The organism is Streptomyces sp. NPDC002676, assembly GCF_053592455.1.
The window spans coordinates 36,539-58,019 of the sequence record NZ_JBSFVT010000007.1; the positions used below are offsets into that span (position 1 = coordinate 36,539).

Below are 21,481 nucleotides of genomic sequence, written 5' to 3' on the forward strand. Positions count from 1 at the left end.
GACTTCATGAACGACCAGATCCAGCCCGACGGCTCGGACGCGTACGAGGGCGCGCACGAGTACGACCACGGGGCTCTCGGCGACGCCGAGTACGCGGAGTTCATGGAGCTCGCCGCCGAAGAGGGCTTCGACATCGAGGACGTCGAGGGCGCCATCGAGGCGGCGGGCCACGGTCCGCTGCCCGTGCTCGCCGTCGTCGGCCGCCCCAATGTCGGCAAGTCGACCCTGGTGAACCGGATCATCGGCCGCCGCGAGGCGGTCGTCGAGGACAAGCCGGGCGTCACCCGCGACCGCGTGACCTACGAGGCCGAGTGGGCCGGCCGCCGCTTCAAGGTCGTCGACACCGGCGGCTGGGAGCAGGACGTCCTCGGCATCGACGCCTCCGTGGCCGCCCAGGCCGAGTACGCGATCGAGGCGGCCGACGCGGTCGTCTTCGTGGTCGACGCCAAGGTCGGCGCGACCGACACCGACGAGGCGGTCGTCCGGCTGCTGCGCAAGGCCGGCAAGCCGGTCGTGCTGTGCGCCAACAAGGTCGACGGCCCGAGCGGCGAGGCCGACGCGGCCTACCTGTGGAACCTGGGCCTCGGCGAGCCCCACCCGGTCTCCGCCCTGCACGGCCGCGGCACCGGTGACATGCTCGACGCCGTCCTGGAGGCGCTGCCCGAGGCCCCCGAGCAGGCCTTCGGCACCGCCGTCGGCGGCCCGCGCCGCATCGCCCTCATCGGCCGCCCCAACGTCGGCAAGTCCTCGCTGCTGAACAAGGTCGCCGGCGAGGAGCGCGTCGTCGTCAACGAACTGGCGGGCACCACCCGCGACCCGGTCGACGAGCTGATCGAACTGGGCGGCGTGACGTGGAAGTTCGTCGACACCGCCGGTATCCGCAAGCGCGTCCACCTCCAGCAGGGCGCCGACTACTACGCCTCCCTGCGCACGGCCGCGGCCGTGGAGAAGGCCGAGGTCGCGGTCATCCTGATCGACGCCTCCGAGAACATCTCCGTGCAGGACCAGCGGATCATCACCATGGCCGTCGAGGCCGGCCGCGCGATGGTCATCGCCTACAACAAGTGGGACACCCTCGACGAGGAGCGCCGCTACTACCTGGAGCGGGAGATCGAGACCGAGCTGGGCCAGGTCGCCTGGGCCCCGCGCGTGAACGTCTCGGCGCGTACCGGCCGCCACATGGAGAAGCTGGTCCCCGCGATCGAGACCGCCCTCGCCGGCTGGGAGACCCGCGTCCCCACGGGCCGCCTGAACGCCTTCCTCGGCGAGCTGGTCTCGGCCCACCCGCACCCGGTCCGGGGCGGCAAGCAGCCGCGCATCCTCTTCGGTACCCAGGCCGGCACGAAGCCCCCGCGGTTCGTCCTGTTCGCCTCCGGCTTCATCGAGGCGGGCTACCGGCGCTTCATCGAGCGCCGCCTGCGCGAGGAGTTCGGCTTCGACGGCACCCCGCTCCACATCTCGGTGCGGGTGCGCGAGAAGCGCGGCACGAAGAAGAAGTAACCGCTGTACGACGCGAAGGGCGGCCCTTGCAGATCAAGGGCCGCCCTTCGCCGTACCTCACGCCCCCCGGCGCGGGGCCGGGGGCAGCGCCGGCACGTACTGCGTCCCGGAGTCCTGCTGCCGCCCGAGCGTGCCGACCCGCTGCCACTGGGACTGCGACTGCTGCCGTGCGCTGTAGGCCCCCGCGCTGTAGGCGCTGTACGAGCTGCTGAACGACCCCGGCCGGTGACCGCCGAAGGAGTTCGTACGGTCCATGTTCCCGAACGCGGTGAAGCCCAGCTCCTCCTCACCGCTGCGGTCACCCGGCAGCGTACGGAAGGCCTTGACCCACTCCGCGGAGAGCGAGTCGTAGATCGGCGTGGCCGATGGCCCAACACCGACGTCCTGACCCGCCCGAGCGGAGGGAACGGCGGAGAAGAGGGCCCGGCGGGGAAGAGGAGTGTCGTATGCGTGCACGTATGTGCAAACGACCGGAACGTCAAAGAGATGCGGTCGTACGACTCCTTAGGGGTACGGAGCTGTGCTCGATACGGGGCTCCGCCGCGTGGGCGCGATGCCCCTTGGGCAAGCTCAGACCCCGGCAAGAGGCAGTGCCGCGGCAACCAGCTTTCCGTTCGCCGCCGCCCTGTCGAGAGCGTCCCGCAACAGATCCTCCCGAGGCTGCCGCCCGATGCACCCCACCGGCGCCGCGAACATCAGCACCTGCTGGTGCTTGTTGGCGGCAGCCCGCCAGGGGTCCGTCACCTGCAGCGGCTGATGCGCCTGCCACCACGCCACCGGCTGCCCCCCGTTGGCGCCCGGCTGGAGCACCGCGTGCAGCTGGCCGGCGGCCAGCAGCACCGACCAGCCGTGCAGCACCGGCGGCACCGAGGCCAGCTCGGTCAGCGGCATGAAGCCCTGCTCGATGAGGAGCGGGAGGAAGTCGTCGCCGGTCCCGGCGGAGCCCGGACGCACGATGGGCGTGGTCGGCTCGACGACCAGCCCGGGGTGCAACTCGCCGTCGATCAGGACGAGTCCGCTGGTCACGCCGAGCACGGCCTGCTCGGGCACGGCCTGCTGCGGCCGGCCGCCGACCGAGGCGTCCCCGCCGATGGACCGGACGGCGCCGCGCAGTTGTTCCTCGGTGACCTGGACGACCTGCGAGGGCAGGCAGCCGGCGTGGGCGAAGGCGAGGACCGCGGTCTCCTCGCCCACGAACAGAACGGTGCTGGTGCGCTCCTGCTCGGAGTCGCCCGGGGTGCGACAGGACGTGCAGTCGTAACTGCCAGGGGCGTTCTCTCCGGCGAGCAGCCGGTCGGCTTCTTCGTCGCCGATCTCGGCGCGTACGGCGTCACTGACGTCGAGCATGCGCGGCACGGTGGCTCCCTCGGGATGCGTGCTGGGGCGGCCGGGTGGCTCCCGGCGGCTGAGCCCCGGGGTTCCGGGCTCATGAAGAAGACAACGGACGTCCTGTGGTGGGAGTCACGCTCCGAGCGGAACGGAATCGAACCATCCACCGCACACGGTCACCTACGGCGCGAAATTGGCCACTCACCGTCAACTCTTTGCGGATTCAAGGAACTTGAACGGGTGACGTCAGTCACAGGATGCCTGTGAAGGTGGTCGACAAATCATGAAATCAGCGAATGAAATGGGTGTCCGAAAATTGCCTCTACCCGCGGTAACTCCTAACTGGCCTGGAAGGACAAGGAGTTGGTTGAAACCGCCCACCCGATCTCCCTAGATTCCTCGGCCGTGTGCAACGAGCACCGCTCGGGTACGTCCGCCGGCCGGCACCGGAAGAGCATGATCACGGCACCGGCCGCGGCGGACGGGGACGGGCGCGAGGAACCGCGGTCCTGCGCGGGCAGACGCGCTGCGTCCTGGGGGAGCCCGGGTTCGTGGAGAGGGAATTACATGTCCGAGTGTGCCGATACCAACCGCTGCACCGCTCGTCCCGACAGCGCCCGCAAGGGCCGTACGACGGCCGCTCTCGCCGGAGCGGCGCTGCTCGCCCCGCTGGGGCTGCTGGCCGCGACCGGCAACGCCGCCGCCGCGGACAACGGAGTGTGGGACCGCATCGCCCAGTGCGAAAGTGGCGGCAACTGGCACATCAACACCGGCAACGGCTACTACGGCGGGCTCCAGTTCTCCGCCGGCACCTGGCGCGCGTACGGCGGCACCGCGTACGCCCCGAGGGCCGACCAGGCCTCCAGGAGCGCGCAGATCGCCGTCGCCACCAAGGTCCAGCACGCCCAGGGCTGGGGCGCCTGGCCGGTCTGCGCGGCCCGGGCCGGAGCCTCCGGCACCGCACCGTCGACCTCGTCCTCCGGGACGGGCCGCAAGAGCACGCCCGAGCACAGCACGGCCGAGCAGAGCGCGACGAGGCACAGCGCCGCCACGCAGCACACCGCCACGGAGAGCAGCGCCACCACCAAGGCAGCCCCGCAGCGACCGGCGAAGGCGCCGGAGCGCCCGTCCCACGGCGATTACATCGTCCGCGAGGGCGACACCCTGAGCGCCATCGCCGCCCGGCACGGCACCACCTGGCAGCGGATCTACGCCGCCAACAAGCCGGTCATCGGCGACGACCCGAACCTGATCGTGCCCGGCCAGCGCCTCGCCCTCTGAGCGGGCGGCGAGAGCCGATCGCCCGACTGGTACAGCCGCTGTCCCGAATGAGGACAGCGGCTGTCCGCATCCACTGGCAGACTCGCGCCCATGTTGGAGACCTCGGCACGTCTGCTGCGTCTGCTCTCGCTGCTCCAGGCCCACCGCGAATGGTCCGGCGCCGAACTCGCGGAGCGCCTCGGCGTCACCCCGCGCACGGTCCGCCGGGACGTGGACCGGCTGCGCGAGCTGGGCTACCCGGTCAACGCCAGCCCCGGCACCGGCGGCGGCTACCAGCTCGGCGCGGGCGCCGAGCTGCCGCCGCTGCTGCTGGACGACGACGAGGCCGTCGCCGTCGCCGTCGGCCTGCGCACCGCCGCCGGACAGGGCATCGATGGCATCGGCGAGACCTCCGTACGCGCCCTCGCCAAGCTGGAGCAGGTGCTGCCGAACCGGCTGCGCCGCCGGGTGAGCGCGCTGAACGCCTTCACCGTGCCGATGCTGCGCGGCGGCCCGCCCGCCGGTGCCGTCGACCCGGCCCTGCTCACCGAACTCGCCCACCTGTGCCGGGACGCCGAGCGGCTGCGCTTCGAGTACCGCAGCCTCCCCCAGTCTCGAACAGACTCGACCGGGGGGACCCCCATGGACACCGCCAGCCGTCGTACGGTCGAACCGCACCGGCTGGTGTGCACCGAGCGGCGCTGGTACCTGGTCGCCTGGGACGTGGACCGCGCGGACTGGCGGACGTTCCGCGTCGACCGCATCACCCCCAGGCCGCCGCACGGACCGCACTTCACCCCGCGCGAGGCGCCCGCCGAGGACCTGGCCGCCTACGTCTCGCAGGGCGTCTCCACGCGCGCGTACGCCACGCACTCCACCGTCCGGCTGCTGGTCCCGCTGCACGAGGCCGCCGAGCGGATCTCACCGTCCGCCGGGACGCTGGAGGCCGACGGGACGGACGCGTGCATCCTGCGCAGCGGTGCCGCGAACCTGGAGGTGATGGTCATTCACGTCATGATGCTCGGCTTCCCGTTCGAGGTGCTGGAGCCCGCCGAGCTGACCGAGACCATCAGGACGGTGCGCGACCGGCTCGACGCGGCTCTGGCCCGGTCCGCGCCGACAAGGGGCGCACGGCCGTATGTGCGGGAACCGTGAATTTCCCATCCGGTGTCAGCTCCCGTGACACCGCCCCGGATTCCGGCGGGGAATGAGCCCCGGTCCGGCGCCGATCCTCCTCCCGGCGCTTTCCGCCGGACAATTGGACGAGGGGCTCCGGCGCGCTTGAATTTCGCTTGATTACGCCGGTAAGCCGTACGGAAACCCTCGTTCGTGTGACGGAGTTCGAGTGAGACCGGGTGCCGGGAATCTGTGACAGAAGTGTGACCGGCTTCTGATGCGATTCTTACCCGGCGGTGCCCGGCTTCCGCCGCCGCCGGATACCGCCTAGCGTGGCCGCATGGCACCGATTCCCACTCCGCCGGCGGAGCCCCAGGACAGCCCGGACGGGTACGTCGGCCTCGACGCCGGCCAGGCCGAACAGCTCGCCCGGGAACGGGGATGGTCGACGGTGCGGTCCCTTCCGCCCGACGCGATCATCACCATGGAGTACCTGGTGGGCCGGCTGAACTTCGTGGTGCGCGACGGCCGCGTGGCCCGCGCCTGGAAGGGCTGACCCCTGCTCGCCGCGTGGCCGTACGGACGACGAAGGCCCCGCCTCCCTCTCGGGAAGCGGGGCCTTCGTCGTGGCGCGGGGGTGGTGGTGCGTACCGGGCCCCGTCGCCCTCCGAGCCGTCAGCCGCCTGTCAGGGGGCGGGCCGGCTGGGTCGTGCCGCGCGGGACACCGGCGGGGTGCGGCGGGCGTCTGCTGCCCGCCGGCGTGACCGGGGTGCGCTCCGAGCGGGCCGTGTGCGGGCCTGCCGCCAGATGGATCGTGCCCCGGGAGGCACGGGTCGAGGCGACCGGCTCGCGCTCCGGGACGGACGGCTCGGCCGCAGTGGTGCGCTGCTTGAGCAGCGCCACCGGCGTGACCGGCACGGCGGGCACGGGGACCGGCCGGCCGCGGCGCGCGCGCCAACGGTCGCGCAGGTCGAACAGCCACGCCTCCGTCCGTGCGATCAGCGGCTCGAACCAGGGGAGGGCGAGCATGATCAGCAGACCCGCGGCCCAGCCCAGCAGCACGTCGCTCAGCCAGTGCGTACCGAGGTAGACGGTGGTGAGGCCGACGCCGAGCGAAGTGACCGCCGACAGCGCGGACAGCCAGCGGCGCGCTCTCGGGGTGGAGGCCAGATACGCCAGGATTCCCCAGGTCACCACCGCGTTGGCAGTGTGGCCGCTGGGGAATATATCGCCGCCGAGGCCCATCTCGTTCGAGCCGATCACGGTGGCGTAGTGCGGACCGAGCCGCCCCATGCCGAGCTTGGCGGCGCCGACCGTGGCGTTCAGCAGGAGCAGTGAGGCCGCCAGGGTGAGCAGCGGGCGGAGGGTGTGCTGCCGCCAGGAGCGCCAGCCGAGCCAGGCCGCGACCATCACGGCGGTGGGGCCGCGCTGGCCGAGCACCACGTAGTAGTCGAGGAAGGCGTGGATCTGCGGCCACTGCTGGTACGGCCGGAAGAACATGACCTGCCAGTCGAGCCGGACCAGCCAGGAGGTGGTGATCACGGCCCATACGATCGCCAGGTAGAAAGCCAGGGTCGCGGAGAACAGCACGACCCGGTGCCGGCTCATCCGTGGCACATCGATCTGAACCGCTCGTTCCGGCTCGCGGTCCAGCCTGGCGAACACCCGGTCCAGACGCCGGGTGAGGTTTCGTTCGGTACGCACCCAATCGACGTTACAGCGAGTGAGCTGTGCGCCCGGTCGAAACAGGGGCTTTGTGATGACGATGTGATGTGGGAAACGTCTCAGCTGTGCCTTTAATTCCAAGGATTCCGCAATCCTGTGTGGCCGACCCCTTCAATTCCTTTGATCATGCCGGTGTCGGTTATAAGGCGCTTATAAATTCGTTCACCGAATCATGGGGTGGAATTCTCCGCCCGCTCACCCTGAGCGAAAGTTGATCATGGTGGGCCGGAGCCGTTCAGCCAGAACGCGCCGTAGATCGCCGACGCCACCGCCACGCCCACCGTGACCAGCACCGACCGGGGCGTGCGCGACCGGGCCAGGGCGCGGGCGAGGGGCAGCAGCAGCGGGAAGGCGGGCAGCAGCAGCCGGGGCTTGGAGCCGAAGTAGCTCGACGCGCACAGCGCGAGCGCCAGGACGACACCCGTGTAGACCAGCAGGGGGACGGGCTGGCGCCGGCGTACGCCGGTCACGTAGAGCCAGATCAGCAGGGCGACCCCGATGACCAGTCCGGCGCCGGCCAGGGCCGACGGAAATGACGTGAATTTGTCGCCGACGAAGCGCGCGAAGGCGTACCCGCCGTCGAAACCGTTGCGCCATCCCGCCTGCACGTCCAGATATCCGAGCGGCCCCTTGCCCGTGTGGTTCCCGACCCACAGGACATATCCGGCGGCGCCGAGCGGTGCGAGCACCATGCCGAGGACGCGACGCCACCCGGGGGCGCTGGGGGTGGGGGATGGGGCGCGTGTCGGATCCTGTGCGCCGGGGGTGACGGAACAGGCGCGTGTCGAGCGGTGCGCGCTGGTGGGATCGGAAGAGGCGTGCGTGGTGTGGAGTGCGCCAGTAGAAGAGGAGGGGGCGCGGGGCTGGTCGTGCACGCCGTCCGGTGTCGCTGTGCGCCCGTCGGAGGCGTCGCCCTCCGGGGCAGGGGCGCGTTCGCCGTCCCGCGCGCCCTGCGGGACGGCCGTGCCCCGGGTTCGCACGAAGGAGACCGCGCCCGCCACCCACACCGCCGCGACCACCGCCGCCCCCACCGGCCGGGTCAGCCCCGCCAGCGCCGCCAGCAGTCCGGCGCTCACCCACCGGCCGGTCAGCACCGCGTACAGCGACCACGCGGCCAGCGCCGTGAACAAGGACTCGCTGTATGCCATCGACTGCACGATCCCGACCGGCAGCACCGCCCACAGCAGCACCGCGAAGACGCCGACCCGGGGGCCGTAGACCCACTCGGCCACCGCGAAGATCCCCCCGGCCGCGGCGAGCGAGGCGAGCAGGGCGACCGCGAAGCCCGCGTCGGCGTACGACAGCGGCGTGAGAGCGTGCAGCAGCCGCTCCAGCCAGGGCAGCAGCGGGAAGAACGCCAGGTTGGAGTGGACGTCGCCGTTCGGCAGCCGCACCTCGTAGCCGTAGCCCAGCTCGGCGACCCGCGAGTACCACAGGGCGTCCCAGCGCGCGGTCAGCAAGGTGTGCGCGCTCTTGCCCCGCGCGGCGCTCCACACCGCCAGCACGATCAGGCCCAGGGACCGCACCGCCGCGTAGCCCAGGAGAGCCGGGACCGCCCGGCGCAGCAGGGTCGCGCGGGGCGGGGACAGGGGCGTCGCAAGATCGGTCACGGGCTCGATTATCGACGGACCGGGGGAGCGGACCGTCCGGCGGGGCGCGGTCAAGGGTCGCTGCAGTGGCGTACGCCACACGGGTTCGGTCGCGCGTGTGAGAGGTCCGCCACGCGTGCCCCAGGCGAACTCGCGTACATTGGCGAGTCACCCGCGTGGGTTTGCGCGGGCCGGAGACACCGCTCCTCTCCGGCCGTACGACAGGGCTTCCCCACCCCGTCGGCCCGCACCGCGCGAGGGAACATCTGGGAGGTACGTACATGTCCGGGACGACCACGGCTGCCGTGCGGCAGCGCCGTCGGGCGGCCGGGGCCAGTGCCCACCTCGGGTCCAACCGCTGGGTCGTGCTCGTCGTCCTCTGCGTCAGCCTGCTGCTCGTCGCCCTGGACGCGACCGTGCTGCACGTGGCGGTCCCCGCCGTCACCGAGGACCTCAGGCCCGGCGGCGTGGAACTGCTCTGGATCGTCGACATCTACCCGCTGGTCTGCGCCTCGCTGCTGATCCTCTTCGGCACCCTCGGCGACCGGGTCGGCCGCAGACGCGTCCTGCTGCTCGGCTACACCCTCTTCGGCGTCGCCTCCGCCGGGGCCGCCTTCGCACAGACCGCCGAGATGCTGATCCTCGCCCGCGCGCTGCTCGGTGTCGGCGGCGCGATGATCATGCCCGCGACCTTGTCGATCCTTCGCCAGGTCTTCCCCGACCGGCGCGAGCGCGCGCTGGCCATCGGCATCTGGAGCGCGGTGGCCGCCGTCGGCGCGGCGGTCGGGCCGCTGCTCGGCGGTTTCCTGCTGGAGCACTTCTGGTGGGGCGCGGTCTTCCTGGTCAACATCCCGCTGATGCTGGTGAGCCTGCCGGTCGGCCGGATGCTGCTGCCCGAGTCCCGCGGCGACCGCAACGGTCCCTGGGACGTGGTCGGCGCGCTGATGGCGGCGGCCGGCCTGTTCGGTGTCGTTCTCGGAGTGAAGCGGCTCGGCGGCGGGGAGCCGGCCGCGAGCCCGTTCACCCTCCTGCCCCTGCTCGCGGGTGCGGCGCTCCTCTTCTTCTTTGTACGGCGGCAGGGCCGGCGGACGTATCCGCTGGTCGACCTGCGGATGTTCCGGCGGCCCGCGTTCAGCACGTCGGTGGGCTGCATCGTGCTGGCGATGCTCGCGCTGGTGGGCCTGGAGCTGATCGCGGCCCAGTACCTGCAGCTGGTGCTCGGGCTCTCCCCGCTGCAGACGGGCCTCAGGCTGCTGCCGCTGACCTTCGCGGCGATGGCGGCGGGGCTGGCCGGCGCGCGGATGCTGCGCCGCTTCGGGCCGCGCCGCATGGTGTGCTTCGGCTTCTGCCTCACCGCTGCCGCGGTCCTCGTGCTGACGAAGATGGGCGCGACCGACAACGCCGCCCTGCTGCTCTCCGCCTTCGTGCTGCTCGGCTTCGGGCTGGAGACCACCCTCTTCGGCGCCTACGAGTCGATGCTGAGCGAGGCCCCGGCCGAGCAGGCCGGCGGGGCGGCGGCGATCGGCGAGACCTCGTACCAGCTGGGCGCGGGCATCGGCATCGCGCTGCTCGGCAGCGTCATGAACGCGGCCTACGCCCCCGGGCTGGCCTCGGTGCCGGGCGTCCCGGCGTCGGCCTCGGCCTCGGCGGGGCACTCGCTCGGCGAGGCCTACGACGTCGCCGACCGGCTCGGCGGCTTTGCCGGGGCCGCGCTGCGGCAGGCGGCCCGGGACTCCTTCGTGCACGGGCTCCATGTCACCCTGCTGGTGAGCGCCGGCCTGCTGCTGCTCGGCGCGGTGATGGCCCTGCGGCTGCCGCGGATCATGCAGTGCGGGGAGCAGCCGGAGATGGAGCTGCCGGCCCCGCGGGAGGCCGCGGTCGCGCCGGTGGAGGTTGTGCAGCCCAGGGTCCCCGTGGCGGCTCTGGACGTGCGGGACGTGGCACCGTAACGTCGGCCGCGAGTTGTAACTAGCGTCGCTAGTTTTCACTGTGTCTCAGTGTGCCGGAGGGTGTTTCCATGTCCGCGTCCGCGAAGTTGCCCCCGTTCGATGCCGCCGACCCGCTCGGGCTCGACGACCTTTTGGAGCCGGAGGACCTGGCCGTCCGGGACACGGTCCGCAGCTGGGCCGCCGACCGCGTGCTGCCGAACATCGCCGACTGGTACGAGAAGGGCGAGCTGCCCGAGATCCGGGAACTCGCGCGCGAACTCGGCGGCATCGGCGCCCTCGGCATGTCGCTCACCGGGTACGGCTGCGCCGGGGCCACCGCCGTCCAGTACGGCCTCGCCTGCCTTGAGCTGGAGGCCGCCGACTCGGGCATCCGCTCCCTGGTCTCCGTGCAGGGCTCCCTCGCGATGTACGCGATCCACCGGTTCGGCAGCGAGGAGCAGAAGCAGGAGTGGCTGCCCGGCATGGCCGCCGGCGAGGTGATCGGCTGCTTCGGCCTCACCGAGCCCGACATCGGCTCCGACCCCGCCTCCATGCGCACCCACGCCAAGCGCGACGGCGACGACTGGGTTCTCAACGGCCGCAAGATGTGGATCACCAACGGGTCCGTGGCCGGGGTCGCCGTCGTCTGGGCCCAGACCGAGGAAGGGATCCGCGGCTTCGTCGTACCGACCGACACCCCCGGATTCTCGGCCCCCGAGATCAAGCACAAGTGGTCCCTGCGCGCCTCCGTCACCAGCGAACTCGTCCTCGACGACGTACGGCTGCCCGCCACCGCCGCCCTGCCGGACGGCATCGGCCTGCGCGGCCCGCTCAGCTGCCTCTCACACGCCCGCTACGGCATCGTCTGGGGCGCGATGGGCGCCGCGCGCAGCAGCTTCGAGTCGGCCCTGGAGTACGCGAAGACGCGGGAGCAGTTCGGGCGGCCCATCGGCGGCTTCCAGCTCACCCAGGCCAAACTCGCCGACATGGCGGTCGAGCTGCACAAGGGGATCCTGCTCGCCCACCATCTGGGGCGGCGGATGGACGCCGGCCGCCTGCGTCCTGAGCAGGTCAGCTTCGGCAAGCTCAACAACGTCCGCGAGGCGATCGAGATCTGCCGTACGGCGCGGACGATCCTCGGTGCCAACGGGATCTCCCTGGAGTACCCCGTGATGCGGCACGCGACCAACCTGGAGTCGGTGCTCACCTACGAAGGCACCGTCGAGATGCACCAGCTCGTGCTGGGCAAGGCGCTCACCGGGCTCGACGCCTTCCACTGACCCCAGAAGCGGGGCAGGGCCGGTGAGCGGCCCTGCCTCAGCTCTGGTTGAAGAAGCCGTCCTCGCGGCGGGCCGCCGGCTCGCCGGTGATGATCTCCGTGTTCGCGGGCGTCAGCAGGAAGACCCGCGTCGCGACCCGTTCGATCGTGCCCCGCAGCCCGAAGGTCAGTCCGGCCGCGAAGTCCACCACGCGCTTGGCGTCGGCCGGCTCCATGGCGGTCAGGTTCATGATGACCGGAACGCCCTCGCGGAACAGCTCGCCGATGGCGCGCGCGTCCCGGAAGCTGTCCGGGGTGACCGTGCCGATCCGGCGGCCCTTCTCCTCGGCGACGTCCGTCGCCACCTTCACCCGGGGGTCGGTGACCCAGGCATCGCCGGGCTCGGTCCCCTCGTTGTAGTCGTCGTCGTAGTAGCGCTCGTCATCGTTGTCGTCGACGAGGCCGAGCCACGCACTCGCCTTGCGTACCGATCCCATGGACGCCTCCTCTCACAGCGGTCTCTCTTGCTTATCGCATCCCTATGGTCATCCATGATGCGGACGGCGCGCCAAGTGGATAGTCGCCGCGCGGGGGGTTTGTGACGGTACTGGTGCACAGCCCAAACGTCGAGAGTCCTTGTGTCCCAAGGGGCGTGACACATACGGCTGCTGACTGTGAGTGAAATATGATTGTTGTCGGCGGATGGGTGAGACGCGGTGCGTCCGGGTGAACGTCTCATCAGGTCACGGGGGGATCAACGGTGTTCGGGATCGTCAGGCCATGCAGTCACCGGCTGGGGCAGAGCCTCAAGGCCGAGTGGATGGCGCATTTGTGCGGACTGTGTCTCGCGCTGCGCCGGGACCACGGACAGCTCGCTCGTATTGTGACGAACTATGACGGGCTTCTCATATCCGTTTTGACGGAGGCTCAGGCGGGACGGGCAAGCGGATCGCGGCGCACCGCCGGGCCGTGCGCACTGCGCGGCATGCGCACCGCCTCGGTCGCCCAGGGCGAGGGAGCGCGGCTCGCCGCCGCCGTCTCGCTGGTGCTCGCCTCGGCCAAGGTCCGCGACCATGTCGTGGACCGGGACGGGCTGCTGGCGCGGGCGCCCGTCGCGGCTGCCGCGCGCAGGGTCGCCGCGAGCTGGGGCCGGGCCGGGGCACGGAGCGGCTCGGCGGTCGGGTTCGACACCGGGCTGCTCGTCGACGCCGTGGACCGGCAGGTGGGCATCGAGGCCCTCGCGGGTCACGGCACCCCGATCCTGACGGTCACCGAGCCGACCGAGACGGCGACCGCCGCCGCGTTCGCGCACACCGCGGTGCTCGCCGGGCGGCCGGCCAACGCGGAGCCCCTCGCCGAGGCCGGGCGGCTCTTCGGGCGGCTCGCCCACCTCCTGGACGCCGTGGAGGACCGGCACGCCGACGCCGAGACGGGCGCCTGGAACCCCCTGGCCGCCACCGGCACCTCCCTCGCCGAGGCCCGCCGGCTCGCCGACGATGCTCTGCATGGCATCCGACTGGCCCTGCGGGAGGCCGAGTTCGCGGACGGCAGGCTCGCCCATCTGCTGCTCGTGCACGAGCTGGGCCGCTCGGTGGACCGGGCGTTCGGCACCGTGCCGGCTTGCGCGACGCATCAGCCGGGTCCGGCGGGGCCGTACATCCCCGGTGCCCCGCACCACTCCGAAAAGCCCAAGGAGCCCCGGAGTTTCCTGCCCGGCTGCGGGATGTTCCTGCTGCTGTGCTGCTCGTGCCAGATGTGCTGCGCCGAGGAGTACGAAGGACCCTGGTCGCGCAAGAAGCGGGAAGGCTGCTGCCGGGACTGCGACTGTCCGTGCGACGGGTGTGACGGCGGTTGCTGCGACGGGTGCGACTGCTGCTGCCCCTGTGACGGCTGCTGACGGTCAACGCTTGAACGCTACGACGGCTGGACGCCGTCGCCGTCCTTGCGGAGGCGGCACCCTGCGCGAGCATCTGGGCCTGACCTACTGACCTCCGCCCACTGGCTGGAGGACTATCCGGAGGGGTGACTTCCGGACATTCCCGGGATCTGGGTGGCCGACGGGGACGCCGTGGTGCTGACGGTCACCGAGGCCGACGGCCTGACAACCGGCCTTCACCCTCGCCGGACAGGACCTGAGCCGATGGCGGGACGCGTCCCGAGCCGGCGTCAAGGAATGGTGCGCCCAAGGTGGTTCAAAAGTTCACGGCCGAAAGGCACCCTTGTGGCAACCGGCCGTTCGGCCGAATACTCCCCCTCAGCGCTTGTCAGGGGCGTACGTGCTGGGGATCCCGGCCCTGCCTCTGGCTGCGACTCACGGGCCTCCGACCCCACGCGGGCCCCCGACTTCCCCTGGGAGGGAACGAAAAGTGAGGATCAAGCGCACCACTCCCCACAGCGGTACCGCGAGACGGACCCGGCTGATCGCCGTGGCAAGCGGTTTCCTGGCCGCAGCCGCGTTCGCGGCCCCCACCGCGAACGCGAGCGACGCCCACACGTTCAGCGCGACCCAGCTCAGCAAGGCGAGCGACTCCGTCCTCAAGGCGGACGTTCCCGGCACGGCCTGGGTGGTGGACGGCAGGACCCACCGTGTCGTCGTCACCGTCGACAACACGGTGTCCAAGGCCGAGATCGCCAAGATCAAGCGGCAGGCGGGCGCCGACGCGGGCGCGCTGACCATCAAGCACACCTCCGGCAAGTTCAACAAGCTGATCAGCGGCGGCGACGCCATCTACGGCGGCCAGTACCGCTGCTCGCTCGGCTTCAACGTGCACAGCGGCAGCACGTACTACTTCCTCACCGCCGGCCACTGCGGCCAGGTCGCCTCCACCTGGTACAGCAACTCCAGCCACAGCACGGTGCTGGGCACCAACGTGGGCTACAGCTTCCCGGGCGACGACTTCGCCCTGGTGCGCTACACCAACTCCTCCATCTCGCACCCGAGCACGGTCGGCAACCAGACCATCTCCAGCGCGGCCACGCCCAGCGTGGGCCAGACCGTCTACCGTCGCGGTTCCACCACCGGCACGCACAGTGGCCGGGTCACCGCGCTGAACGCCACCGTCAACTACGGCGGCGGTGACATCGTCAAGGGCCTGATCCAGACCACGGTCTGCGCCGAGGGCGGCGACAGCGGCGGTCCGCTCTACGCGGGCAGCGTGGCCTACGGCCTGACCTCCGGCGGCAGCGGCAACTGCACCTCCGGCGGTACGACCTTCTTCCAGCCGGTCACCGAGGCGCTGAGCAAGTACGGCGTGAGCGTCGGCTGACGAACCTCGCAAAAGCCCCCGTACGCAACCGGCGTACGGGGGCTTTCTCTTGCCGATCCTCGACCGGAGGGCGAATTCAGGCCAAGGGTAACGGTGACCGTCCGGTGAAGAGTTACTCGCCCGTAGTGTTTGCAGTGCGAATTCCCCTGGGATGACTGTCCTCGGTCAAGTGAGTCGAGCGTGTCGAGTGTGTGCGGCGTGCCCGTCCGCGCGTCCGGAATCCGGCCTTGTGTGTCCGCTGTGGACCTCGGAATAGTAGGCGCCCGTCAACCAGCCTTCCGGTCCTCGAGGTCCCCACAACTTCCTGGGCCGACCCCCCACAGGAGGACATGAGTTGAAGCACCGACGCATACCCGGGCGGCGGGCCGCCGTGATCGGCGCGGGAATCGCCGCTCTGGTCGCAGCGGGTGTCAGCTTGCAGAGTGCGAACGCCAGTGAGTCCGCGAAGTCCACACCGCAGCCGCGGCTGCTGTCGGCCCCTGCGGCCGGAAACCTCGCCTCGACCCTGAGCAGGGACCTCGGTTCCGACGCGGCGGGCAGCTACTACGACGCCCAGGCCAAGAGCCTCGTCGTCAACGTGCTGGACGCCACGGCGGCCAAGACCGTCGAGGCGGCCGGCGCCAAGGCCCGCATCGTCGCCAACTCGCTGGCCGAACTGAACGGCGCGCGCACGGAGTTGAAGAAGGACGCAACCATCCCGGGCACGTCCTGGGCCACCGACCCGGTCACGAACAAGGTCGTCGTCACCGCCGACAGGACGGTGTCGGGTGCCCAGTGGGCCAAGCTCGGCAAGGTGGTCGAGGGGCTCGGCGGCAAGGCCGAACTGAAGCGATCCCAGGGAGAGTTCAAGTCCTTCATCGCCGGTGGCGACGCCATCACCGGCTCGGGCGGGCGCTGCTCGCTCGGCTTCAACGTGGTCAAGGACGGGCAGCCGTACTTCCTGACCGCGGGCCACTGCACCGAGGCCATCTCCACCTGGACGGACTCCAGCGGCAAGGAGATCGGCCAGAACGCGGAGTCCCACTTCCCGGGCACCGACTACGGCCTGGTCAAGTACACCTCGCAGGTCGACCACCCGAGCGAGGTCGACCTGTACAACGGCTCCAGCCAGAAGATCACCGGCGCCGCCGAGGCCACCGTCGGCATGAAGGTGAGCCGCAGCGGCTCGACGACCAAGGTGCACGACGGCAAGGTCACCGGCCTGAACGCCACCGTGAACTACCAGGAGGGCACGGTCAACGGTCTGATCCAGACCGACGTCTGCGCCGAGCCCGGTGACAGCGGCGGCTCGCTCTTCTCGGACAGCAACGCCATCGGCCTGACCTCCGGCGGCAGCGGCGACTGCACCAACGGCGGCGAGACCTTCTTCCAGCCGGTCACCGCGGCCCTGCAAGCCACAGGCACCCAGATCGGCTGACCCACCCGCACCACCCGCACCACCCCGCTCCACGGAGTCCCGCCCCGCGCGCGAGGGGCGGGACTTTTCGGCGTCCCCCACGGCCCGGTCGGCCGGGCGTTTGTGCAGGTGGGAGGCGTTGGAGTGGATGTCGCACACGTGTTCGGAAATGAGGGTATGGTGGGGGTGGGGATGTTGGAACTGATGTTCGAGAGCCGTTCGGGGCTCGCGAGTGCGGGAGGTGCGTGTGCCGGGCTTCGCGCATCTGCACACCGTCTCCGGGTTCTCCCTGAGGTACGGCGCCTCGCACCCGGAGCGGCTGGCCGAGTGCGCCGGGGAACGGGGCATGGATGCCCTCGCCCTCACCGACCGCGACACCCTCGGCGGCGCGGTCCGCTTCGCCAAGGCCTGCGCCGAGGCGGGCGTCCGTCCGCTGTTCGGTGTGAACCTGGCGGTGGCCGAGCCGGAGGTCGTACGGCGTGAGCAGCGCCGTACCCCGGTGCGTGGCGGTGCCTTTGTCGATGAGTCGGCACCCCGGGTGACCTTCCTCGCCCGGGACGGCGCCCGCGGCTGGGCGGACCTGTGCCGCCTGGTCACCGCCGCCCACGCTGTCGAGGGCGCGCCGCTTCTTCCCTGGTCCGGCAATCGTGCCGACGGTCTTACCGTCCTGCTCGGGCCCGCCTCCGACGTGGGGCGCGCCCTCGCCGCGGGCCGTCCCGACCGTGCCGCGAAGCTGCTCGCCCCCTGGCGCGAGGTCTACGGCGACGCCCTGCGCCTGGAGGCCGTCTGCCACGGGCGCACGGGCACCGGGCCCGGCTCCCTGCGCCTGGCCGCCCGTACCGTCGGCTTCGCCGCCGAGCAGCGGATCCGGCCGGTGCTCAGCAACGCCGTCCGGTACGCCGACCCCGGCCAGGGCCCGGTCGCCGACGTCCTGGACGCCGCCCGCCGCCTGGTCCCGATCGACCCCGGCAAGGAGCTGGACTCCGGCGAGGCCTGGCTGAAGGGCGCGGACGCCATGTTCCAGCTCGCCGAGCGGGTGGTGGAGGCGGCCGGCTACCGGCGCGACACCGCCCACCGGCTGCTGGAGCAGACCCTGGCCACGGCGGCCGAGTGTCTCGTTGATCCCGAGGACGATCTCGGTATCGGGACCGTCCACTTCCCCGAGGCGCACCTCGTCGGCGCCGGCCGTCGCACCGCCCAGCGGGTGCTCGCCTCCCGGGCGGCGGCGGGCATGCTGCGGTACGGCTACGCCGGCCGCCGGGAGTACTGGGAGCGGATGCACCACGAGCTGGACATCATCGCCCACCACGGCTTTGCCTCCTACTTTCTGACCGTTGCTCAAGTTGTCGATGATGTACGGGCGATGGGTATTCGGGTGGCCGCGCGCGGCTCCGGTGCCGGCTCCCTCGTCAACCACCTCCTGGGCATCGCGCACGCCGACCCGGTCGCGCACGGACTGCTGATGGAGCGCTTCCTGTCCAAGCAGCGGGTCGTGCTGCCGGACATCGACATCGACGTGGAATCCGCGCGCCGCCTGGAGGTCTACCGCGCGATCATCGGCCGGTTCGGCACCGAGCGCGTCGCGGCCGTCTCCATGCCGGAGACGTACCGCGTCCGGCACGCCATCCGGGACGTCGGCGCCGCCCTGTCCATGGACCCCGCCGAGATCGACCGCCTGGCCAAGTCCTTCCCGCACATCCGGGCCCGGGACGCCCGTGCCGCGCTGGAGGAGCTGCCCGAACTCCGGCAGCTGGCGGGGGAGAAGGAGAAGTACGGCAGGCTGTGGGAGCTGGTCGAGGCCCTCGACGCCCTCCCGCGCGGAGTCGCCATGCACCCGTGCGGGGTGCTGCTGTCCGACGCCTCCCTCCTCGCCCGTACGCCGGTGGTGCCGACCAGCGGCGAGGGCTTTCCCATGTCGCAGTTCGACAAGGAGGACGTGGAGGACCTCGGGCTGCTCAAGCTCGACGTGCTCGGTGTGCGGATGCAGTCGGCGATGGCGCACGCGGTCGCCGAGGTGGAGCGGGTGACGGGCGAGCGGATCGACCTGGACGCGGTGCCGCCGGGCGACCCGGCGACGTACGGGCTCATCCGCTCCACCGAGACGCTCGGCTGCTTCCAGATCGAGTCGCCGGGCCAGCGGGACCTGGTGGGACGGCTCCAGCCGGCCACCTTCCACGACCTGGTCGTGGACATCTCGCTCTTCCGGCCCGGCCCGGTCGCCGCCGACATGGTGCGGCCGTTCATCGAGGCGCGGCACGGCCGGGCGCCGGTGCGCTATCCGCACCCGGACCTGGAGGGGCCGCTGAAGGGGACGTACGGGGTCGTCGTCTTCCACGAGCAGATCATCGACATCGTCGCCATCATGACCGGCTGCGGGCGCGGCGAGGCGGACCGCGTCCGGCGCGGGCTGTCCGACCCGGAGTCGCAGGGGCGGATCAAGGTGTGGTTCGCGCAGCACGCGGCGGCGCACGGATACGACGCGGAAACGATTCAGCGGACCTGGGAGACCATCGAGGCGTTCGGCTCGTACGGCTTCTGCAAGGCGCATGCGGTCGCCTTCGCCGTGCCGACGTACCAGTCGGCGTGGCTGAAGGCCCATCATCCGGCCGCCTTCTACGCCGGGCTGCTCACGCACGACCCCGGGATGTACCCGAAGCGGCTGCTGCTGGCGGACGCGCGGCGGCGCGGGGTGCCGATCCTGCCGCTGGACGTGAACGTGTCCGGGGTCGCACACCGTATCGAACTGGTGTCTGAACCCCCTCGGATGTGGGGGCTGCGGCTCGCCCTCTCCGACGTGCACGGCATCAGCGAGGCCGAGGCGAAGCGGATCGCGGACGGGCAGCCGTACTCCTCCCTGCTGGACTTCTGGGAGCGGGCCCGCCCGAGCCGGCCGCTGGCCGGGCGGCTTGCTCAGGTCGGCGCACTGGACGCCTTCGGCGCCAATCGCCGTGATCTGCAACTGCACTTGACCGAGCTGCACCGGGGCGCCCGGGGTGCGGGCGGCGGCCAGCTCCCTCTCGCCGGCGGCCGGAAGACGGCCTCGGCCGGGCTGCCCGACCTGACCTCGGCGGAGCGGCTCAGCGCCGAGCTGGGCGTGCTGTCCATGGACGCCTCGCGCAACCTGATGGACGACCACCGGGAGTTCCTCGACGAGCTGGGCGTGGTCTCGGCACGCCGGCTGCGCGCGGCCCGGCACGGGGAGACCGTGCTGGTCGCGGGCACCAAGGCGGCCACCCAGACCCCGCCGATCCGGTCCGGCAAGCGGGTCATCTTCAGCACGCTGGACGACGGCACGGGCCTGGTCGACCTCGCCTTCTTCGACGACTCCCACGACGCCTGCGCGCACACCGTCTTCCACTCCTGGCTGCTGCTGGTGCGCGGAGTGGTACAGCGGCGCGGCCCGCGCAGCCTCAGCGTGGTGGGCTCCGCCGCCTGGAACCTCGCCGAACTGGCAGAACTGCGCGCCGAGGGCGGCCTGGACGAGGTGGCGGCCCGGCTGGCGGCGCCCGTGCCGGAGGGGGCGACGGGCGGGGACCCGACGCACGGCCGCCGCATCCAGCTGCCGACCGGATACGAACTGCACCCGTGGGCCGATCTGCGCCCGGCGGGTCAGGAGGCCTCACAAGGGCCTTCTACGACACGGAAGTTGTGGCACCAGAGTCCGGGGAGTGCGGGATGACCATTCTCTGCGTACGTTTCCAGCTGCCGCCGATGTACGAGGCGGCCCTGCCCGGGCTGCTCGGCCTGCTGGAGGAGTTCACCCCGGTCGTCGAGGCGCTGCCCCCGGACGGGGCGCTCGCCGATCTCCGGGGCGCCGAACGCTACTTCGGGCGCAGCGCCGTCGAACTGGCGGCGGTGATCCGCGTCCGGGCGCTCGCGCTGTACGGCGTCGACTGCGTGATCGGCGCCGGGCCGGGCCCGATGCTGGCCTGTATGGCGCTGCGCGAAGCGCGGCCCGGGGTGACCTGTGCCGTACCCGAAGAGCCGGACGTCGTCGCGGAGTTCCTCGCCGCACGGCCCGTGTCCGCGCTGCCCGGCGTCGGCGCGGCGACCGCCCGCACCCTGTGCGAGTACGGCCTGGACACCCTCGGTCTCGTCGCCGCCGCGCCGCTGTCCACGCTCCAGCGGCTGATCGGCGCGAAGGCGGGCCGCGAGCTGCGCGAGAAGGCGAACGGCGTCGACCGCGGCCGGGTCGTCCCGAACGCGGTTTCCCTCCCCCACTCTCGGCTTCGCTCGAGCGGGGGGACCCCCATCCTCGCCGCCGAACGCCCCTTCGAGCTGGACGAGCTGGACCCCGACCGGCACCGCAGGGCACTCCTGTCCGCCGCGGAGGAACTGGGCGCCCGGCTGCGCACGGTGGAGAAGGTCTGCCGCACCCTGACCCTCACCGTCCGCTACGCCGACCGCTCCTCCACCACCCGCAGCCGCACCCTCAAGGAGCCGACCGCACACTCGGCGGCCCTGACGAAGACGGCCTACGGCATGTACGAGGCCCTCGGCCTCCAGCGCGCCCGGGTCCGCGCACTCGCCCTGCGCGCCGAGGGGCTCACCCCCGCCGACCAGGCGTCGTACCAGCTCACCCTCGACCCCGTGGACGAGAAGGTCCGCCGCATCGAGGAGGTCGCGGACCGCGCGCGGGCGAAGTTCGGACCGCGGGCGGTGCTGCCGGGCACGCTGGCCGCTTAACTCCTTTCGGTCGGCGGTCAGTTGGCCCACGGCGGCGTGATGCGGGTGCCGTCGGCCATTTCCGCCGTGAGGCCGACGGAGGTGGTGACCCAGGAGATCGCCGTGTGGTCGGTCGGGTTCTCGACGGCGAGGGTCGCGCCCGGGTTGATGATCACCGTGTCTCCCGCGGAGATCCGCTCGGTGCGGCCGTCGAGGGTGATCAGCAGTTCTCCGAGGAGCAGATGGAAGATCTCCTCCCGGCTGACGGTGTGGGCGGGCGCCTTGGTGCCCGCGGGGATCTCCCCGCGCCAGGCGCACAGTTCCTTGCTGCCGGTGAGCGGGGAGGCGTACGAGACGAAGCGGGCGCCGTGGATCTCGTGGGTCACGGACTCCGATGCGCGGACGACGGGCATGACGGTGAACTCCGTTCGATTGGTCAAGTTGCTTGA

At 71.5% G+C, this 21,481-nt stretch carries 17 protein-coding genes; 11 read left to right on the forward strand and 6 right to left on the reverse strand.

Annotated features, from left to right (window positions below; genetic code table 11):
* Positions 1–6: 6 nt before the first annotated feature.
* Positions 7–1,500, forward strand: coding sequence for a ribosome biogenesis GTPase Der (gene der / locus ACWD3E_RS20835; protein ID WP_451389026.1), 1,494 nt, complete (start codon positions 7–9; stop codon positions 1,498–1,500).
* Positions 1,501–1,557: 57 nt separating this feature from the next.
* Here the strand turns inward: der and ACWD3E_RS20840 are convergent, their stop codons facing one another.
* Together ACWD3E_RS20840 and ACWD3E_RS20845 are read right to left on the reverse strand one after the other, a co-directional pair.
* The gene (locus ACWD3E_RS20840; RefSeq protein WP_451389027.1) at positions 1,558–1,956 is read right to left on the reverse strand and encodes a hypothetical protein; all 399 of its coding nucleotides are present in this window, start codon (positions 1,954–1,956) and stop codon (positions 1,558–1,560) included.
* A gap of 114 nt (positions 1,957–2,070) precedes the next feature.
* Positions 2,071–2,856, reverse strand: a complete 786-nt coding sequence (locus tag ACWD3E_RS20845) for a hypothetical protein (protein ID WP_451389028.1) — start codon at positions 2,854–2,856, stop codon at positions 2,071–2,073.
* A 540-nt stretch (positions 2,857–3,396) separates the two neighbouring features.
* Between ACWD3E_RS20845 and ACWD3E_RS20850 the strand changes: the two genes are divergently transcribed.
* The 3 genes from ACWD3E_RS20850 to ACWD3E_RS20860 all read left to right on the forward strand — a co-directional run bounded on the left by ACWD3E_RS20850 (position 3,397) and on the right by ACWD3E_RS20860 (position 5,761).
* On the forward strand, positions 3,397–4,110 hold the full coding sequence (locus ACWD3E_RS20850; protein ID WP_451389029.1) for a transglycosylase family protein: 714 nt from the start codon (positions 3,397–3,399) through the stop codon (positions 4,108–4,110).
* 90 nt (positions 4,111–4,200) lie between these two features.
* Entirely contained in the window at positions 4,201–5,244 is a 1,044-nt protein-coding gene (locus ACWD3E_RS20855) for a helix-turn-helix transcriptional regulator (protein ID WP_451389030.1), read from the forward strand.
* 301 nt (positions 5,245–5,545) lie between these two features.
* Positions 5,546–5,761, forward strand: coding sequence for a proteinase inhibitor I78 (locus tag ACWD3E_RS20860; protein ID WP_451349663.1), 216 nt, complete (start codon positions 5,546–5,548; stop codon positions 5,759–5,761).
* 119 nt (positions 5,762–5,880) lie between these two features.
* On the opposite strand, the gene ACWD3E_RS20865 is transcribed toward ACWD3E_RS20860, so the two are convergent.
* Positions 5,881–6,909, reverse strand: coding sequence for a phosphatase PAP2 family protein (locus ACWD3E_RS20865; RefSeq protein ID WP_451389031.1), 1,029 nt, complete (start codon positions 6,907–6,909; stop codon positions 5,881–5,883).
* Between the two features lie 236 nt (positions 6,910–7,145).
* Entirely contained in the window at positions 7,146–8,540 is a 1,395-nt protein-coding gene (locus ACWD3E_RS20870; protein WP_451389032.1) for a hypothetical protein, read from the reverse strand.
* 260 nt (positions 8,541–8,800) lie between these two features.
* Between ACWD3E_RS20870 and ACWD3E_RS20875 the strand changes: the two genes are divergently transcribed.
* Both ACWD3E_RS20875 and ACWD3E_RS20880 read left to right on the forward strand, forming a co-directional pair.
* A complete protein-coding gene (locus ACWD3E_RS20875; RefSeq protein ID WP_451389033.1) occupies positions 8,801–10,468 on the forward strand; it encodes an MFS transporter in 1,668 nt (555 codons plus the stop codon).
* A 68-nt stretch (positions 10,469–10,536) separates the two neighbouring features.
* A complete protein-coding gene (locus ACWD3E_RS20880) occupies positions 10,537–11,727 on the forward strand; it encodes an acyl-CoA dehydrogenase family protein (RefSeq protein WP_451389034.1) in 1,191 nt (396 codons plus the stop codon).
* Positions 11,728–11,764: 37 nt separating this feature from the next.
* Here ACWD3E_RS20880 and ACWD3E_RS20885 read toward each other — a convergent pair whose 3' ends face one another.
* A complete protein-coding gene (locus ACWD3E_RS20885; RefSeq protein WP_451349658.1) occupies positions 11,765–12,202 on the reverse strand; it encodes a cell division protein SepF in 438 nt (145 codons plus the stop codon).
* Positions 12,203–12,465: 263 nt separating this feature from the next.
* Here ACWD3E_RS20885 and ACWD3E_RS20890 point away from each other — a divergent pair, with 263 nt between their 5' ends.
* The 5 genes from ACWD3E_RS20890 (at position 12,466) to ACWD3E_RS20910 (ending at position 21,053) form a co-directional block, all read left to right on the forward strand.
* Positions 12,466–13,602: a DUF5685 family protein gene (locus ACWD3E_RS20890; RefSeq protein ID WP_451389035.1), complete on the forward strand. Its 1,137-nt coding sequence runs from the start codon at positions 12,466–12,468 to the stop codon at positions 13,600–13,602.
* A 469-nt stretch (positions 13,603–14,071) separates the two neighbouring features.
* Complete coding sequence (locus ACWD3E_RS20895; RefSeq protein WP_451389036.1) at positions 14,072–14,971, forward strand: S1 family peptidase; 900 nt, start codon at positions 14,072–14,074, stop codon at positions 14,969–14,971.
* A 334-nt stretch (positions 14,972–15,305) separates the two neighbouring features.
* On the forward strand, positions 15,306–16,388 hold the full coding sequence (locus tag ACWD3E_RS20900; protein ID WP_451389037.1) for a S1 family peptidase: 1,083 nt from the start codon (positions 15,306–15,308) through the stop codon (positions 16,386–16,388).
* Between the two features lie 226 nt (positions 16,389–16,614).
* Positions 16,615–20,046 (forward strand): DNA polymerase III subunit alpha, encoded by a 3,432-nt coding sequence (locus ACWD3E_RS20905; RefSeq protein WP_451389038.1) that lies wholly within the window; start codon positions 16,615–16,617, stop codon positions 20,044–20,046.
* Entirely contained in the window at positions 20,043–21,053 is a 1,011-nt protein-coding gene (locus ACWD3E_RS20910; protein ID WP_451389039.1) for a DNA polymerase Y family protein, read from the forward strand. Before ACWD3E_RS20905 ends, ACWD3E_RS20910 begins: the two co-directional genes overlap by 4 nt.
* A gap of 17 nt (positions 21,054–21,070) precedes the next feature.
* Here the strand turns inward: ACWD3E_RS20910 and ACWD3E_RS20915 are convergent, their stop codons facing one another.
* Entirely contained in the window at positions 21,071–21,445 is a 375-nt protein-coding gene (locus ACWD3E_RS20915) for a cupin domain-containing protein (RefSeq protein ID WP_451389364.1), read from the reverse strand.
* Positions 21,446–21,481: the final 36 nt, after the last annotated feature.